This is a genomic window from Streptomyces sp. NPDC048606, assembly GCF_040650855.1.
Classification (GTDB): Bacteria; Actinomycetota; Actinomycetes; order Streptomycetales; family Streptomycetaceae; genus Streptomyces.
This window is the reverse complement of record NZ_JBEZIB010000001.1, coordinates 169,594-185,998: the sequence shown is the minus strand read 5'-3', so window position 1 is coordinate 185,998 and position 16,405 is coordinate 169,594. Positions and strand designations below refer to the sequence as shown.

Below are 16,405 nucleotides of genomic sequence, written 5' to 3'. Positions count from 1 at the left end.
TCAGTACACCCCTTCGATGGCGGTCGGGCCGCCCTCGACGGTGAGGGGTTGCACGTCGGCCAGGCCGTCCTGCGGGTACCGCGCGGTGGGCCGGACGCGGACCACGGAGTCCCGCTCCAGGGTCCAGGGCAGCAGCAGGTCGCGGGAGACGAGGCTGATCCTGGCCTGGCCGCGCTCGCCGTGGGCCACCGGGGTGAGGGTGTCGTCGGGGTCCACGACCGTCACGCGGCTGTAGGGGTGGAAGGGTACGAAGACGCAGCGCTCCTCGTCCTGTCCGCCCGCGTCCCGTCCACCGGCGCGTGGACGCTGCGGAGCGATGCCCATCATCGTGTTGCCGTAGAGGCCGACGACGACGGCCTGCGGGAAGAGTTCGTCCTCGAAGACGGCGAGCGTCTCGGGGCTGACGCTGGTGCCGGCCCAGATGATGCCGCGGACCTTCTCGCGGACCAGGTCCAGCAGCCGCTCGTCGGCGGCGATGGCCTCCAGCACCGGCGGGGTGGCGAACAGGACGGACACGGGCTGGGTGGCCAGGACGTCGTGGGCCTGCGCCAGGATGTGGCGCACGTAGCGGCCCGCCTCCTCGGCCCGTCCCTGCTTGACGCTGCTCTTGACCCAGCGCGGGTCGAAGTCGATGTAGTGGCAGAAGGTGGTGCGCAGTTGGGCCAGCAGGCCGATGGACCGGCCGACGATGTGCGGTCCGGTGGGCCCGATGTGGAGCCAGTGTCCGTCGCCCTCGCCGGGAATCCCGTGCTCGGCGAGGACGGTGCTCACCCACAGCACGCCGTTGCGGCGGGAGTGCGATTCGACGATGCGCTTGGGGCGTCCGGTGGTGCCGCCGCTGTCGAATACCTGGAAGTTCCAGCCCTGTCGGCCGATTCCGGCGGGGACGAGCGCGTCGACGGGTATGTCGCGCCATTCCTCGCTGACATCGGGGAAACGGTCGAGGTCTTCCCAGGTCGCGATGTCGGTCAGCGGGTCGAAGTCCAGTTGCGCGGCGCGTTTCACCCAGTACGGGGAACCGGTTTCGGGAGAGAAGTGCCATTGCATCGCGGCGCGGATGAACTCTTCCGGTGCGAGGTCCGCGGTGAAGGGCTCAGGAGTGTCGTCCGGCATGTGGGTCTCCAGGAGGATGCGGTCAGACGGAGGCGAGCGTGTGCGCCCGGGTGGGGGCGAGCGTCCGGCCCACGGCTTCGACGACGGGCGCGAGGCGGGCCATGACGGCGGCGAACTGCTCGCCGTCCAGCGCCTGGGCGCCGTCGCACATCGCGTTGCGCGCGTCCGTGTGCACGTCGATGATCAGACCGTCGGCGCCGCAGGCCGCGGCGGCCAGCGACATGGGCCCGACGAGGTGGGGCCGTCCGGTGCTGTGGCTGGGGTCGACGATCACCGGCAGGTGGGTCAGTCGCTTCGCCTCCGCAACGGCGCTGAGGTCGAGGGTGAAGCGGGTGCTGCGCTCGTAGCTGCGGATGCCGCGCTCACACAGGACCACGTCGCCGTTGCCGGTGTGCATGAGGTACTCGGCGGCGAGCAGCCACTCCTCGACGGTCGCGGACATGCCGCGCTTGAGGAGGACGGGCCGGCCGCAGGCGCCGGCCTCGCGCAGCAGCTCGAAGTTCTGCATGTTGCGGGTGCCGATCTGGAGCATGTCGCTCTCCTCGGCGACGACCTCCACGTCCTTCGGGGTCACGACCTCGGTGACCACCGGCAGTCCGGTGCGCGTGCGCTGCTCGGCGAGGAGGGTCAGGCCCGCGACCCCGAGGCCCTGGAAGCTGTACGGGGAGGTGCGGGGCTTGAAGGCTCCGCCGCGCAGGACGGCCGCTCCGCTCGCGACGACGGTGTCGACGGCCGCGTTCATCTGTTCCCGGCTCTCGACGGCGCAGGGGCCGGCGACGACGACGAATTCCGGCCCTCCGAACACCGCGGGGACGGCATTGCCGACCCGTACCGGGCTGTTTTCCGGCCGCAGGAGCCGACTGGTCAGACGCTGCGTCCCGGGGACCGTGACGACGCGTTCGACGAAGGGGAGTTCCTCCACGGTCGACGTCAGTTCGGCGGGGGCGATCCCCTCGCTGACGACCATGGTGGATTCCATGACGGATACGACCACGGAAGACATTGCGCGGTCGTGGAGTCTTTCCTTGACGGATTCAATCTGTTCACGGGTGGCGTGCGAATGCAGAACCACAATCACGTCGGCGCCTTCCATTTGATCAATCACTGGATTTCGGCGTTCAGATCGCGGCGAGGCTAGCGCATCGGGTTTTGGCCAAGCAACCACCAGATATGGAGGCCACTCCTCCGCACACACTTCCGGCCAAGATCGAAAAGTGGCCGGAAATTACCCGAAGGGACGGGTTCCGGGAGCACACAATTGGAAGGTTAAAATCCAGATAGAAATGCCTGGCCGGCTGTACGTCGAGCCGCCGCGCTGTGGTAGAAAGTCATGCCGCCGCGGCCCCAACTCACACGGGAACTTCGCGAGTTGGTCATCCCTACGACCCGGACGACCACCCCTGCCCCCGGTGTCGCCGTGCTAGCTTCCGCATGCTCCCCGCGCAGCCGTGACAAGAAATGTTCGCTGCTCAATCAGATGGAGTGGATCATGAAGATGATTGACATTAGCCAGGGCTGGCACGAGGGAATGCCCTCCTACGACGCCCCCTGGTACCCGAAATTCGGCATCCGTCGGGCGATGACCCCCGAAACGGACCCCGCGCGGGGCGGCAGGACATTCTCGGACCTGCAGATATTCCCGCACAACGGGACACATGTGGAGTCCGGCTACCACTTCTTCGAGGACCGCGAGAAGATCGACGAGGTCCCCCTGGAGACGTTCGTCGGCCGGGCCTGCGTGGCCGATCTGTCCCACAAGCGCGATCTGGATCCGGTCACCGGCGAGGACCTGGAGGAGGCGCTGCGCGACGTGTGGCAGCCCGGCGACCGGCTCCTCATCCGCACCGACCACCCCAACCGTTACCTGGGCCGCGACGACTACTGGGACAAGCCCCCCTACCTCACCCTCTCGTCGGCCGACTGGATGGTCGACAACGGCGCCTCCCTCGTCGGCATGGACTGCATCACCGAGCGCCCCGACGACCGCAGCGGCCAGGTGCACCGCCGCCTGCTGGCCGCCGGCATCCCGATCCTGGAGAACATCCAGAGCCTCGACCAGGTGGAGAACACCGTCGTCCAGCTCATGGCCCTGCCGATCAAGGTCGCCGGCGTCGAGGCCGCCCCGGCGCGCGCCGTCGTCTTCGACGGTTGGCAGTTCTGACCCGGGCCCTGACCCCGGGCCCTGCCCCTGCCCCGGCCCCACGCCCCACGCCCCACGCCCCGCGCCCCGCACCCCGCGCACGCCAAGGGAGTTCACATGACCGGCGAGCCCACGGCCGTTGCCCTCACCCGAACCGAGGCCACCACGGCCGAGGCCGTCGACGCGGCGGTCGCCCACGTACTGGACCTGCTCGGCGATCCCCTGCGGGACGTCGGTCGAGGCGACCGCGTCGTCATCAAGCCCAACATGTTCCAGCGCAAGGCCGGGTTCCGCACCAGCCCGGAACTCCTGCTGGCCCTCGCCAAACGGGCCGGCGAACGCGGGGCGGAGGTGTTCGTCGCCGAACGCACCCACGTCATCAAGGAGATCCTCCAGGACAGCCCGATCCACCGCCACGCGCAGGTCGTCAGCTTCGACGACCGCCCCCTGCGCATCACCCAGCTGCCCGGCGCCACCTCCCTGCGGGTGCCGATGGCGATCCCCGACATCGTCCTGGACTGCGACTTCTTCATCGGCGCCCCGCAACTGCGCACCCACTCCAGCGTGGTGCTCACCAACGCCATGAAGAACCTGGTCGGGCTGCTGCCGGGATTCACCACCCGCGTCGTCCACATGGCCGGCGTCGAGGAGTCCATCGTCGACCTCAACCTGCTGCGCCCCCAACACCTCGTGGTCTGCGACGCCATGACCGTCATCGAGGGCAACTACCCGATGGAGGGCGTCTCCCGCGAGGTCGGCCTGCTCTCCGCCTCCCGCAACGCCGTCGCCCTCGACCTCACGATGGCGGCCGTCGCCGGCGTCGAGGCCTGGGAGCTGGCCTACCTGCGCGACGCGCACCGCCGGGGCCTGGGACCGGGCGGCCTCGACGAGATCGAGGTCCGGGGAGCGAAGATCGAGGAGGTGGCGTTCACCCTCGACCGCGCGCCCGTGGACCTGACGCCGCCGCGCGAGGGCATCCACGTCCACGCCGACACCGCCTGCGACGACTGCCGGCGCTGGCTCGCCGCGGCCATGCACCTGCTGCGCGCCGAACTCCTCGCCCATCCCGGGGAGATCACCCTCGTCTCCGGCCCCATGGAGCGCCTGCCCGCCCTGCGCGGCGCGGTCGTCCTGGTCGGCAACGCCCTCTACGAACACCGCGAGGCCGGCGTCTACCTGGAGGGCTGCCCCCCGCGGGCCATCCAGACGGCCGGCCTGCGCCACGCCCTCGGGCTCGACGTCACCGAACCGGAGCGGACCCAGTTCCGGGTCCCCAGCGAAGGTGCCCCGCACACCGCCGACCTCCCCTGGCCCGCACCCGAGGAGCTGGTCTGACATGACGCTCGCCATACCCGTCATACGCGACGGGCGGGAACGCGCCTCCCGCGACACCCGGATCCTGCACGGCGTCGACGGCGCCCCGCTCGCCACCGTCCACGAGGCCCCCGCCCTGGTCACCCGGCTGACCGTGAAGGCCGCGCGGCAGGCCCCGCCCACGACCCGCGAGGAACGCCTGGCCGTCCTCGCCAAGGCGGGCGCCCTGTTCGCGGGCGCCACCCTCGGCGGCACGACCCCCGAGGAGTACTGCCGCGTGCAGGCCCTGGCCTCCGGCGTGCCCGTCACCGTGGCCCGCCGGACCCTGGCCCGCGTCGCCGACACCTGCGCCCGCCTGGGCGGGATCCTCGACGCGCAGGCCCCGACGGGCACCGGCCGCGGCGCCCGTTGGGTGCGGCGCGGCTCCGTCTTCGGGGTCGTGGCGCCCAGCAACCACCCCGCCACGCACGGCGCCTGGCTCCAGGCCCTCGCGCTGGGCTACAAGGTCGTCGTCCGCCCCGGGGCACGGGACCCGTTCACCCCCCTGCGGCTGGTGCGGGCCCTGCTCGAAGCCGGTCTGGAGCCGGGGTGGATCAGCCTGCTGCCCGGCTCCCACGCCGCCGCCGACGCCCTCGTGGACACCGCCGACCTGTCCCTGGTCTACGGCGGCGAGGACACCGTGGCGCGGCTGCGCGGCAACGACCGGGTCCTGGTCCGCGGCCCCGGCCGCAGCAAGGTCCTGGTGGACGGCCCGTTCGACGGGGTCACCCTCGACCACCTGGTCGCCGAGATCGCCGGCGACGGCGGCGTCCGCTGCACGAACACCACCGCGGTCCTCACCTCCGGCGACCACCGGGCCCTGGCCGCGGCCCTCGCCGAACGGCTGGCCGCGCTCCCGGCCCACCCGGTCACCGACGAGCGGGCGGTGCTGCCCGTACGCCCCCGCGCGGAGGCCGAGGGGCTGCGCGCGGCCCTCGACCGGGCCGCCCGGGGCGCCCCGGACCTCATGGCGGGCCATCACGAGGACGGCCCGCTGCCCCTCGTCGCCGACGACGCGGTGGCCCTGCGCCCCGCCGTGATGTGCGTGGACGACGCCGACCATCCCGGCCTCGCCACCGAACTGCCTTTCCCCTGCGTCTGGGTCGCCCCCTGGGAGCGCGCGCGGGGCGTCGCCCCGCTCGACGACTCCCTGGCCCTGACCCTGCTCACCGAGGACGCCTCCCTCGTCGCCGAGGCCCTCGACAGCCCCGGCGTCCGCACCGTCCTGCACGGGCGCGTCCCCGACTGGTGGAAGGACCCGTACCTGCCGCACGACGGGTACCTCGGGCAGTTCCTCAACGAGGCGCGCGGGTACGCCGCCCCGGCCTGACCGCCCACCGGCACGCGGCCGCGCCCGTGCCGCCCTCCCTCCGGCCGTCCCGACCTCCCGAGGTGACCGACATGTTTGCCGCCTGCCCTGACATCCCCCTCGTGGTGCTGCCCGCCGACAACCTGGTGCGCACGAGCACCCGCCCCTCCGAACCCGTCGCACGGGCGCTGGACGCCGCCGTCGCGGGCCTGGACCGCCTGCACGCCGAGCTGCTGAACCCGCTCGGGGCGGGCGCCGCCGTCAAGGCCGCCACCGACGCCGCGGTGGAACTGCTCGACCGACTCGCCGCCGCCGCGCACGTCGACCCGATGGACACCGCGCCCCTGGTCCCGATCGTGCCCAACCACACCTACTTCGGGGTCAGGACCGCCCCGCTGAGCGACGCCTATCTCACCTCCGAGGTCACGACGGTCCTCGCCCGCACCCTCACCGACCTGCGCGAGGCCCGCCTCGACCTCAACGACCAGGCCGCCGAGGTGCTCGCGATGGCCCGGATCCTTCAGGGCCTGCTCCCCGCCGACGGGCGACCGGCGGAACCGGCCGCCCCGCCCGCGGGTGCCCCGTACGTCCCGGGCACCGACGAGCTGACGCGGTGGATCGTCACCCACCACTTCTACTTCGTCCTCAACCTGGCCGCGGCCGACGCCGTCAACCGGGCCGTCGCGGCCTTCCGGGCGGCCGACCGGGACGCGGCGCTCGCCGCCGTGGAGGAGGCCATCGTCCACGTGCGCGGGTTCACGGCGGCCATGCTGCACTCCGGCGACATGTCCGCCGCCTGCTACGGGGCCACGGTCCGCCCCACGATGGCGGCGCCGGCCTGCCCGGTGGCCCTCACCGGTCGTACCCAGCCCGAGCACAAGTCCTTCCGCAAGGCCATGCGCCACCTGATCCGGGTCTCCGCCGAGCCCTTCGCCAAGCTGGCCGCGACCGACCCCGAGCTCGCCGCGGCCCGCGACGCCCTGCTGGAGGCGGACCTTCAGGACATCGAGAAGCACGTCGTCATCACGGCCAAGCTCGTCGGGGACGACCGGTCGATCGTGCAGGGGGAGGACTCCGAGAGCGCGATCGCCGTACTGCGCACGATGCGCCACGCGCGGGCGGAGTCGTACCGCGAGCTGATGCGGTTCGGCGACAACGTCACCCTCGTCGGCGGCTGACCCCGGGGCCCGGCCGGTCGGTCCGCCCGCCGGTGGGCGCCACCGCACCACCCGCACCACCGCACCCACCCCTCGGAAGGATCCCGATATGGCGCCGCGTATCGCCCTGCTGGGCGGCCGCCCGGCCGTACTGAAGTCCGCGCACGACCTCGGCTGCGACGTGGTCATGCTCCACACCCCGGGCGTGTACGACCCCGCCGTCGCCCGGAAGTACACCGTCCAGGTCGTCGAGACCGTCCTCGCGGACGAGGAGGCCACCGTCGCCGCCGGCCGCCGGGTCTTCGCCGAACAGCCGGTGGTCCGCTTCTTCTCCCCCGCCGAACTGGGCCTGATCGCCGCCGCCCGACTGAACGAGGAGTTCGGCCTCGGCGGCAACCCGGTCGGCACCGTCCGCATGCTCAAGGACAAGTCCGCGATGCGGCGCCGGCTGGCCGAGGTGGGCCTCTCGCCCGTCCGCTTCCGCGTCGTGGAGAGCGAGGCGGAGCTGCTGGAGTTCGTCACGGAGCTGGCGGGCCCCGCCATGCTCAAGCCCCTCGACTACGGCGGCAGCCGGCACGTCCACAAGGTCGACGGGCCCGAACAGGTCGCGCCGACCTGGCGGGAGGTCGAGGCGGTCGGGCGCGACCGGATGCTGGCGGAGGAGTTCCTCACGGGCCACGAGGTGAGCGTGGAGAGCTTCTCCCGGGACGGCGTACACACCGTCGTCGCCGTGACGGACAAGCTGCTCGGCAAGGGCGGCACCGGGTTCATCGAAGCCGGTCATTCCGTCCCGGCCCGGGTGGACGGATCGACCCGGGCCGACATCGTCGAGCTGACGGCGCGACTGCTGGACGCCGTCGGCCTGGTCGAGGGGCCCGCCCACACCGAGATCATGATCACCGGCGCGGGGCTGAGGATCATCGAGTCCCACGACCGCGCCGGCGGCGACAGCATCCCCGAACTGGTGCGGCACGCCTACGGGGTGGACCTGGTGCGCAGCGCCGTGGCGGTCCCCCTCGGCATCGACGCCTGGGACCCGAACCCCCCGGCCGCCCGCGCGGGCGCGGCGATCCGCTTCCTGTCCGCGCAGCCGGGCGTGGTCACCTCCGTGGACCTGCCCGCGTCCCTCGGCGAGGGGATCACCCTCGACCTGAAGGCCGAGCCGGGGACCGTCGTCCCCCCTCTGACCTGGTCCGTCGACCGGGTCTGCGGTCATGTGATCGCGGTCGGCGCCGACGCCGAGGAGGCCGTCGCCCGCTGCGAGGCCGCCGTGGCCGCCGTCACGATCACCACCGAGCCCGTCGACTGACGCGCCGCCGCGCGCCCGTCCGTACCGTCCACTGTCGAGGGAATCCATGAGTGTTGATCCGGCCGCCCGTCCGGTCGTCATCGTCGACGCCTACGCGAGCGCGCGCTGCCTGGCCCCGCTGTTCCGGGCGCGGGGCCACACTTGCGTCCACGTGCAGAGCACCCCCACCATCCCGGCGGCGTACGCGCAGAGCTTCCGGCCGGGGGACTTCGTCGCCAACGTCGTCCACGACGGGGACCTCGACCGGACCCTGGCCGCCCTCGCCGCGCACGCCCCGCGCGCCCTGGTCCCGGGCATCGAACGCGCGGTGGTCCTCGCCGACCGGCTCGGCGAGGCGCTCGGCCTGCCGACCAACGGCACGGCGCTGAGCGCCGCCCGCCGCGACAAGTACCGCATGATCGAGACCGTCAAGGAGGCCGGGGTACCCGGCACCGAACAGGTGCTGGCCCACGACCTCGACACGCTGCTGCGCTGGTACGAGAAGGACCGGGGACGCGTCGTCCTCAAGCCCGTCAGCAGCGCCGGCAGCGACGGCGTCCACTTCTGCGACGACGAGCGGGAGGTCCGCGCGGCCTTCGAGGCGCTGATCGGCAGCACCAGCGCGCTGGGCCAGGACAACCACGCGGTGCTGGCCCAGGAGTACCTCGTGGGCAGCGAGTACATCGTGAACACCGTGAGCCTGCACGGCCGTCACCGCGTCACCGACATCTGGAAGATGCACCACCTGAGCGCCAACGGGGTGCGCGACCTGCCGGCCGGCGCCGAGCTGATGACCCGCCACGGCGAGGAGCAGGACCTGCTGGTCGCGCACACGGAGCTGGTGCTCGACGCCCTCGGCATCCGCAACGGCCCCGCGCACACGGAGCTGAAGCTGACCCCGGCGGGTCCGCGCCTGGTGGAGACGGGCACCCGGGTGTGCGGGGCCGACGTCCACGTGCCCGTCGAGGCGGCGATCGGCGAGAGCCAGCTCGACTGGACGGTGGACGCCTGCACCGACCCCGAACGCTTCGAGCGGCGCCGGGGCGAGCCGTACGAGGTGCTGCGGCACGCCCGGATCGTGAACATGGTCGCGCCGGTCGCGGGCGAGCTGCGCTCCTACCCGAGGATGGCCGAACTGCGCGCCCTGGAGAGCTTCCACGACGTGCTCTTCCGCGTCACCCCCGGCAACCCGGTGCGCGCCTCGGTCGACGACTGGACCTTCCCGCTGCGGGTGTACCTGCTGCACGAGACCGCCAGCACCGTCGCCCGCGACGCGCTGACCACGCGGTACATGGACGGGCCGGGCTTCTACGAGATCACCTGAGCCCCTCCCCCTCTGCCCGCTTTGGAGTTCCATGTCCTTCCTGCGCCCCCGCTTCCCCGGCGAACGCGCCCTGGCCGCCGGCATCGCGATCGACGCGGTCGGCACCGGGATGTACGTCCCCTTCAGCCTGGTGTTCTTCCTCCACGTCACGGGGCTTCCGCTGACGACGATCGGCCTCGTCCTCACGGTCACCGGCCTGATCGGGCTCGGGGCGCTCCCGGTGGCGGGCATCGCCGTCGACCGCTTCGGCGCCCGCCGGGTGCAGCTGTTCCTGTACGTCCTGCGCGGGCTGAGCTTCGCCTGTTTCCCCCTCGCCCACTCGCCGACCGCCTTCGCCGCGGTCGCCCTGGTCACCTCCATCGGCACCCGTGCCTTCCCGGCCACCCTCCAGGCGCGGCTCGGCGAGCTGGTCGACGGCGAGAACCGGGACCGGATGCAGGCCCTCAGCCGCAGCCTCGGCAACGCCGGGCTCGGCGTGGGCACCCTCGTCGCCTCGCTGCTCATCGCCGGCGCCGGCGACACCGGTTACCTGGCGGCGGCCTGGCTGAACGCGGCGAGCTTCCTGGTCGCCGCGGTCCTGGCCGCACGTACGCCGGTCACCGCGCCGGTCGGCGCGGCCGGCGCCGCTCCCGGCTCCGCTCCCGGCGCCCGTGCGCGGGCCGACCGGAGCGGCGGCTACCGGCTCTTCGCCAAGGACCGTCCCTTCCTGTCGCTCACCCTCGCGAACCTGCTGGTCGCATTCGGCTACACCACCCTGAGCGTGCTGCTGCCGGTCTACGCGATCGACTGGCTGCACGTGCCCCAGGGACTCACGGGCGTCGCGTTCCTGGTCAACACCGTGCTCTGCGCGACCATCGGCGTGCCGGTGGCCGCGTACGCCCGGCGCCTGTTCACCACCCGCACCCGGGCGGCGGCGGCCGGGGCGGTCCTGTTCTCGGGCGGCTTCGTCGGCCAGATCGTGCTGGGGACGATCCGCCCGCAGAACGTGGCGGTGCTGATGGTGGGCCTGGTCGTCGCGGTGATCGTCCTGACCTTCGGCGAGATGGTCCACAGCACCTTCTCGGGCTCCCTCTCCCAGGCCGCGGCGCCCGCCGAACTGCGCGGCCGCTACCTGGCGGCGTACCAGCTGTCCTGGTCCGTGCCCTACGCCCTGGCACCCACCCTGTTCACCTCGCTGCTCACCGTCGACGGCCGGCTGCCGTGGCTGGTGGTCGCGACGACGACGCTGCTGGGCGGGCTCCTGCTGCTGCGCGTCGAACGCTCCCTGGCCCCTGCGGCGGTCGCCTTCCCACCGCCGCGCCCCGCCGCGAAGGCGGCGGCGACCAGCGGCGGTTGACCCGCCCGCTCGCCGACCCGCCCCCTCCTCGACTCCCCCGCACCGCCCGCTCCCCGACTCCCCCGCCTCCACCACACCCGAAAGAGGTCCGCATGGATCGCGTCTCCCTGACCGCGGAGTACCTGGCCGAGCTGGCCGAAGGCAAGCCGACGACGAGCGAGCTGTTGGGAGGGCTCCCCGAGAACAAGATCCTCAACAGCGACAAGCCGAACGGGCGCGGGCAGTGGCTCTCGCGCCCCCTCTTCCTGGGCCGCGAGGAGCACACCCGGCTCGCGGCCGACCTCGACCACCTGCTGACCGCCCTGGCGAGCCTGCCCGAGCGGCTGTTCGGCGGGGACTTCGCCGCGTTCGCCCGCGCCGGCGGGCTGAACGAGGTGCAGGTCGCGGCCGTGATGAGCAACCGGGGCGCGACCATGACCCGGCAGACCCGCGCCGACATGATCTGCGACGGCGAGGGCTTCAAGCTGCTGGAGCTCAACATCGGCAGCGCGGTCGGCGGCATGGACAACGTCGACGTGTGTCGTGAGCTCCTCGCGCACCCGACGCTCTCCGCCTTCGCCGAGCGGCACGGGCTGACCTTCCGCGACTCGCTGCGCGAGCAGGTCACCAACATCCTGGTGGAGAGCGGGTTCACGGAGCGGGACCGGCCGGTGGTCGCGCTGACCGAGTGGCCGACCGTCTTCGAGAACGAGATCCCGTACATGACGCAGCTGTGCGAGCGGTGGGGGGAGCTCGGTCTGGAGGCGTACCCCGCGCACCTCGGGCAGTTGGAGGTGCGCGACGGGCGCGTGTGGCTGCGTGATCGGCCCGTCGACATCATCGTGCGCACCTTCCTCATCCGTGACGTCCTGGCCCCGGACGCCGAGCTGCTCACCCGGCCCGTCTTCGAGGCGGCGGACCGCGGCGAGGTCAAGGTCTTCACCCCGCTCGACACCACCGCGTACGCCAGCAAGGGCGCCCTCGCGATGCTGTCGGACGAGCGCAACCGGGAGCTGTTCGCCCCCGAGGTGCTGGAGAGCCTGGACCGGATCCTGCCGTGGACGCGCATGGTGCGGCCCGGCACGGTCACCCTGGAGGACGGCGCGCGCGTCGACCTCCTGACCTACGCCGTCGAGCACCGGGAGGAGCTGGTCCTCAAGCCGACCTCGCTGTCCGGCGGCAAGGGCGTGGTGCTGGGCTGGGCCGACGAGGTCACCCCCGAGCGCTGGCGCGAGCACCTCGACGAGGCGCTCGGCAGCCCGTACGTCATCCAGCGCAGGATCCGCTCCGTCCTGGAGTCGGTGCCGGCCGAGGACGGGGGGCTGCGGCGCTTCCGCCCGGTGTGGGGCATCGTCACCGGGGTCAACGGCTTCACCGGGGCCAGCGTCCGGGCCATCCCGGAGTCCTCGGGGGACGTCGTGGTGAACGTGGCGCACGGGGCGCACGTGGGCGGCGTACTGCACCAGGTCGCGCAGGCGGACCCGGACCCGGCGGCCTGAGCCGGGTCGCCCACGGGGGGCCCGCGGACGAGCCCCCGCTCGCCCGCGGGCCCTTCGGCGTGTCGCGGCGGCCTCCGGCCCGTGCGCGGGCGGCGCTCAGGGGCCGGGCGGCAGCAGGGTGTGCGGGCTGAGCAGCCGGTCGGGGTCCAGGGCCGCCTTGATCGACCGCATCACGGCGATGTCCGCGGCCGATCGGGTCAGGTGCAGGTGGCGGGCCTTGGCGCGGCCGATGCCGTGTTCGGCGCTGATGCTGCCGCCGACGGCCGCGACCCGCCGCAGCACGGCCTCGGTGACCGCCTCCTCGTCGGCGGCGGCGACGTCGAGGAGGTTGACGTGCAGGTTCCCCTCGGCCAGGTGGCCGAAGAGGTACGGCCGGGCCCGGCCGGCCAGCAGCGCGGGCAGCTCGGCCACGAAGTCGGGCAGCACGGCGAGGGGCACGGTGACGTCGAGCTTCAGGGGGATCCCGACGGCGTTGATCGACTCGGTGTGCCGTTCCCGGTAGGCGGCGAGCCGGCGCCGGTCGGGGGCGTCGAGGGCGACGGCCACGTCGCGGACGTCGTCGCGGACGTCGGCCCCGTCGAGCGCTTCGGCCAGTTCCTCGGAGGGGTCGCGGCGGCCGGCGCACTCGACGAGGAGGTAGACGGGATGGGCGGTGCGGAAGGGGGCGGGCAGGCCGCTCTGTTCCAGGACGAGTGCCAGGCCGTCGGCGGTGAAGAACTCGGCCAGCTCCAGGGAGTCGAGCAGCCTCAGCCGCGCGAGGACGCCGACGGCCGCGGCGAGGGAGCCCAGGGCCAGGAGCGCGGTGGCCCGGTGCGCGGGGCGCGGTACCAGGCGCAGCCGGGCCCGGGTGACGACGGCCAGGGTGCCCTCGCTGCCGACGAGCAGGTCGGTGAGGTCGTAGCCGGTGTTGTCCTTGGGCAGCCCGGCCAGTCGGTCGAGGACGGATCCGTCGGACAGGACCGCCTCCAGCCCGGCGACGTTGGCGCGGGTGGTGCCGTACTTCACGACGCGTTCCCCGCCGGCGTTGGTGGCGATCATCCCGCCCAGGGTGGCGGAGTCGCGGGCGGCGAGGTCGACGGCGAAGTCCCAGCCCCGCGGCCGGAGCCGGCGGTGCAGTTCGGCCAGGGGCACCCCCGCGCCGACGGTGATCCGCCGCGCGTCGGGGTCGAGGGGGCCGATCCCGGTGAGCCGGCGCAGCGACAGGACGACCTCGTCCCCGTCGGGGCCGGGTACGGAGCCGCCGACGAGGCCGGTGTTGCCGCCCTGCGGGAGGACCGGGACCCCGGCCGCGTGGCACAGGCGCAGCACGGCGGCGACCTCGGCGGTGTCGGCGGGGCGGACGACGCAGCGGGCGCGGCCGGTGTGGCGACCGGTGAAGTCGCTCTCGTAGGAGGCCTTCAGGGCGGGGTCCGTCAGCACGTGGGCGGCCCCGACCGCGGCGCTGAGGTGTCGTACGAGTCGTTCGCGATCCACGGTGTGCCGGCCTGTCTTCTCGGGACATCGGGTGACGGTGGTGCGGCGCGGGGCCAGGGTCTGTCGTCAAACTCCCGCCTGCCCCGCGGGCGACGACAGGAGTTCGACGACAGACCCTAGTCGAGCGTCGGCCCGCGCGGAGGGAACGGCCGCATCCTACGGGGCGGCGGCCAGGATGGACTCGGCGACGGAGGTGCGGGCGTAGAGCACGGAGCGGCCGGCGCGGTGGGCGCTGACCAGACCCGCCGCCCGCAGCGCGGTGAGGTACTGGGACACGCCGGCGGGGGAGATCCCCGTGCGGTGGGCCAGTTCGGTGGTGGAGGCGGGGGCCTCCAGTTCGGTGAGCAGCAGGGTCCGCGAGCGGCCGAGCACGGCGGCGATGGCCTCGGTCCGGGGGACGGGCCGGGCCTCCCACAGGGCGCCGACCCCCCGTGCGGGATAGGCGAGTTGGGGCGGATCGGGGATCCGTACGCGGGTCAGCAGGCGGGGCCCGGCGAACACGGTCGGCACCAGGAGCAGGCCCTCGCCGGCCGTCGTACGGGTCAGGGTGCGCTGCCGACGGACCAGCCGCAGCGCGTTGTCGTCCCAACTGACCGAGGCGTGCAGCTCGTTGAAGAGTCGGGCGGCGCCGTGTTCGGCGACCTGGCGGGCCCGGTGGAAGACGTCGGCGTCCAGGACGGTCCGCATCCGCGCCCAGTACGGGGCGATGGCCAGCTCCCAGTACGTCTCCACCTCCTGCGCCAGTCGCGGCAGTTGGGCACGCGGTTCGGCGTACAGCTGGCGCAGCCGGGGGCCGCGGGGCCGACCGTGCTTGGCCAGGTGGTCGAGGTCGTGGCGGATCTGCTCGGGGGGCCCGTCGGTGATGGCGGCCAACTCCACGGCCAGGGTGGGCGCGGGTCCGGCGGGGGCCGGGTTGAGGAAGTCGGGCAGGTAGCCGGAGGGCGGGATCAGCTCGGCGAGCCACCCCCGGTCCAGGCCGGCGGCCTCGATGCGCGGCCGCACCTGTTCGACCCAGGGTCGGTGTACGGGGTGCGCGGGATTTCCCAGCAGCCGGAAGCTGGTCACGACCTCCCACATCGGGGAGACGGCGAACCGCGTCTGTGCCAGGTCACGCGCCGAGAACGCCAGCTCCGCCAGGACGACCACCCCATGGATTCAAGCATTTCTTAATCAATGGCCATCAGCGTACTGCGACACGAGGATCCGGGACATGCTCTCCTCCTTCAGTGGGCTGTCCCGCACGGCCTGGATCATCTTCGCGGGCACGATCGTCAACCGCCTCGGCTTCATGGTCACCCCCTTCCTCGTGTACTACCTGGGCTCGCGCGGGATCAGCACCTCGCAAGTGCCGTACGTTCTGGGCGCGTTGGGCGCGGGCAATCTGATCGGCCCGCTGCTCGGCGGCTTCCTCGCCGACCGACGGGGGCGCCGTTCGACCATCGTGATCGGGCTGCTCGGGGTCGCCGTCTCGCACGGTCTGCTGTTCGTCGCCCCGAACCTGGTGACCCTCGTCCTGGCCGCCGCGCTCCTGAGCATCACCGGCAGCACGGTCGGCCCCGCCGCGTCCGCCCTCCTCGCCGACTCCGTCGAGCCGGAGCGGCGCCGGTCCGCGTTCTCGCTGATCCACTGGGCGGTGAACATCGGCACCGCCGGCGCGGGCATGCTCGGCGGCTTCCTCGCCACCCAGGGCTACTGGCTGCTGTTCACGGTGGACGCCGTCACCTCCCTCGCCTACGCCGTGATCGCCGCGATCATGCTGCCCGCCGGCGCCCCGGCCCCCGGCGCCGGCCCCTCGCGCGGCAAGGGCGGCTACGGCGTGGTCTTCCGGGACCCGCTGATGCGCGCCCTGCTCCCGCTGTTCGGGATCTCCGTGGCGATCTACTGCCTCATCGAGGCCGGCCTGCCCCTCGCGATCCGCGACGACGGGCTGCCGCCGACCACCCTCGGCCTGATGTTCGCCCTCAACGCGGCGCTGGTCGTCATCCTGCAACCCGTGGCCACCTCCGTCCTGAACGGCATCCCGCCGCTGCCCGTCTACGTGGCGGCGAGCATCCTGGTCGCCCTCGGCGTGGCCCTGACCGGCGTCGCCGACAGCGCCTGGGCCTACGCGGGCACCGTGGTCCTGTGGTCCGTCGGTGAGGCCTCCATCGGCGGCATCCACTCCGCGATCATCCAGAGCATCGCCCCCGAGGACGCCCGGGGCCGCTACCAGGGCGCCTTCCAGTGGTCGTGCGGCATCGCCCGCTTCACCGCCCTCACCGCGGGCACCGCCCTGTACGCCCACGCCGGCCCGCCGGTCCTGTGGTGGACCACCGCCGTCCTCGGCGTCACCGCCGCCCTCGCGGCCGGTTCCCTGGGCCCCGGCATCAGCCGTCGGCACGCGGCGATGGAGGCGGCCGCCGCCAAGGAACGCTCCGCCCCCACCGCGCACTGA

13 protein-coding genes are annotated in these 16,405 nt (G+C 73.1%); 9 read left to right on the top strand and 4 right to left on the bottom strand.

The genetic code is table 11. The annotated features are described in order from the left end of the window. Positions 1-1,113, bottom strand: coding sequence for a phenazine biosynthesis protein (locus AB0D01_RS00760; protein WP_363052679.1), 1,113 nt, complete (start codon positions 1,111-1,113; stop codon positions 1-3). A gap of 22 nt (positions 1,114-1,135) precedes the next feature. Beyond that, complete coding sequence (aroF, locus tag AB0D01_RS00755) at positions 1,136-2,206, bottom strand: 3-deoxy-7-phosphoheptulonate synthase (RefSeq protein WP_363052677.1); 1,071 nt, start codon at positions 2,204-2,206, stop codon at positions 1,136-1,138. Positions 2,207-2,602: 396 nt separating this feature from the next. Between aroF and AB0D01_RS00750 the strand changes: the two genes are divergently transcribed. From AB0D01_RS00750 to AB0D01_RS00715, 8 genes are all read left to right on the top strand, one after another. Further along, positions 2,603-3,274 carry a cyclase family protein gene (locus AB0D01_RS00750; RefSeq protein ID WP_363052676.1) on the top strand — a complete coding sequence of 224 codons (672 nt, stop codon included), beginning with the start codon at positions 2,603-2,605 and terminating at the stop codon, positions 3,272-3,274. 96 nt (positions 3,275-3,370) lie between these two features. Next, positions 3,371-4,588 (top strand): DUF362 domain-containing protein, encoded by a 1,218-nt coding sequence (locus AB0D01_RS00745; protein WP_363052674.1) that lies wholly within the window; start codon positions 3,371-3,373, stop codon positions 4,586-4,588. A gap of 1 nt (position 4,589) precedes the next feature. Then, complete coding sequence (locus AB0D01_RS00740; protein WP_363052672.1) at positions 4,590-5,936, top strand: aldehyde dehydrogenase family protein; 1,347 nt, start codon at positions 4,590-4,592, stop codon at positions 5,934-5,936. A 71-nt stretch (positions 5,937-6,007) separates the two neighbouring features. Next, positions 6,008-7,093, top strand: a complete 1,086-nt coding sequence (locus AB0D01_RS00735; protein ID WP_363053038.1) for a hypothetical protein — start codon at positions 6,008-6,010, stop codon at positions 7,091-7,093. 88 nt (positions 7,094-7,181) lie between these two features. Next, positions 7,182-8,381, top strand: coding sequence for an ATP-grasp domain-containing protein (locus AB0D01_RS00730; RefSeq protein WP_363052670.1), 1,200 nt, complete (start codon positions 7,182-7,184; stop codon positions 8,379-8,381). 46 nt (positions 8,382-8,427) lie between these two features. Beyond that, complete coding sequence (locus AB0D01_RS00725) at positions 8,428-9,684, top strand: ATP-grasp domain-containing protein (protein WP_363052668.1); 1,257 nt, start codon at positions 8,428-8,430, stop codon at positions 9,682-9,684. Positions 9,685-9,715: 31 nt separating this feature from the next. Beyond that, complete coding sequence (locus AB0D01_RS00720; RefSeq protein WP_363052666.1) at positions 9,716-11,020, top strand: MFS transporter; 1,305 nt, start codon at positions 9,716-9,718, stop codon at positions 11,018-11,020. A 92-nt stretch (positions 11,021-11,112) separates the two neighbouring features. Continuing rightward, positions 11,113-12,498: a hypothetical protein gene (locus tag AB0D01_RS00715; RefSeq protein WP_363052664.1), complete on the top strand. Its 1,386-nt coding sequence runs from the start codon at positions 11,113-11,115 to the stop codon at positions 12,496-12,498. Between the two features lie 96 nt (positions 12,499-12,594). Here AB0D01_RS00715 and AB0D01_RS00710 read toward each other — a convergent pair whose 3' ends face one another. Together AB0D01_RS00710 and AB0D01_RS00705 are read right to left on the bottom strand one after the other, a co-directional pair. Then, entirely contained in the window at positions 12,595-13,971 is a 1,377-nt protein-coding gene (locus AB0D01_RS00710) for an FAD-binding oxidoreductase (RefSeq protein WP_363052662.1), read from the bottom strand. Positions 13,972-14,127: 156 nt separating this feature from the next. Further along, positions 14,128-15,117 carry a DUF5937 family protein gene (locus AB0D01_RS00705; RefSeq protein ID WP_363052660.1) on the bottom strand — a complete coding sequence of 330 codons (990 nt, stop codon included), beginning with the start codon at positions 15,115-15,117 and terminating at the stop codon, positions 14,128-14,130. Positions 15,118-15,181: 64 nt separating this feature from the next. Between AB0D01_RS00705 and AB0D01_RS00700 the strand changes: the two genes are divergently transcribed. Beyond that, complete coding sequence (locus AB0D01_RS00700; RefSeq protein ID WP_363052658.1) at positions 15,182-16,405, top strand: MFS transporter; 1,224 nt, start codon at positions 15,182-15,184, stop codon at positions 16,403-16,405.

Bases quoted from the DNA above. Each gene is read 5' to 3' on its own strand.
- AB0D01_RS00715 (WP_363052664.1), top strand. From the start codon at position 11,113: ATGGATCGCGTCTCCCTGACCGCGGAGTACCTGGCCGAGCTGGCCGAA.
- AB0D01_RS00735 (WP_363053038.1), top strand. From the start codon at position 6,008: ATGTTTGCCGCCTGCCCTGACATCCCCCTCGTGGTGCTGCCCGCCGAC.
- AB0D01_RS00760 (WP_363052679.1), bottom strand. From the start codon at position 1,113: ATGCCGGACGACACTCCTGAGCCCTTCACCGCGGACCTCGCACCGGAA.
- aroF (WP_363052677.1), bottom strand. From the start codon at position 2,206: ATGGAAGGCGCCGACGTGATTGTGGTTCTGCATTCGCACGCCACCCGT.
- AB0D01_RS00700 (WP_363052658.1), top strand. From the start codon at position 15,182: ATGCTCTCCTCCTTCAGTGGGCTGTCCCGCACGGCCTGGATCATCTTC.
- AB0D01_RS00745 (WP_363052674.1), top strand. From the start codon at position 3,371: ATGACCGGCGAGCCCACGGCCGTTGCCCTCACCCGAACCGAGGCCACC.
- AB0D01_RS00750 (WP_363052676.1), top strand. From the start codon at position 2,603: ATGAAGATGATTGACATTAGCCAGGGCTGGCACGAGGGAATGCCCTCC.
- AB0D01_RS00720 (WP_363052666.1), top strand. From the start codon at position 9,716: ATGTCCTTCCTGCGCCCCCGCTTCCCCGGCGAACGCGCCCTGGCCGCC.
- AB0D01_RS00725 (WP_363052668.1), top strand. From the start codon at position 8,428: ATGAGTGTTGATCCGGCCGCCCGTCCGGTCGTCATCGTCGACGCCTAC.
- AB0D01_RS00740 (WP_363052672.1), top strand. From the start codon at position 4,590: ATGACGCTCGCCATACCCGTCATACGCGACGGGCGGGAACGCGCCTCC.
- AB0D01_RS00730 (WP_363052670.1), top strand. From the start codon at position 7,182: ATGGCGCCGCGTATCGCCCTGCTGGGCGGCCGCCCGGCCGTACTGAAG.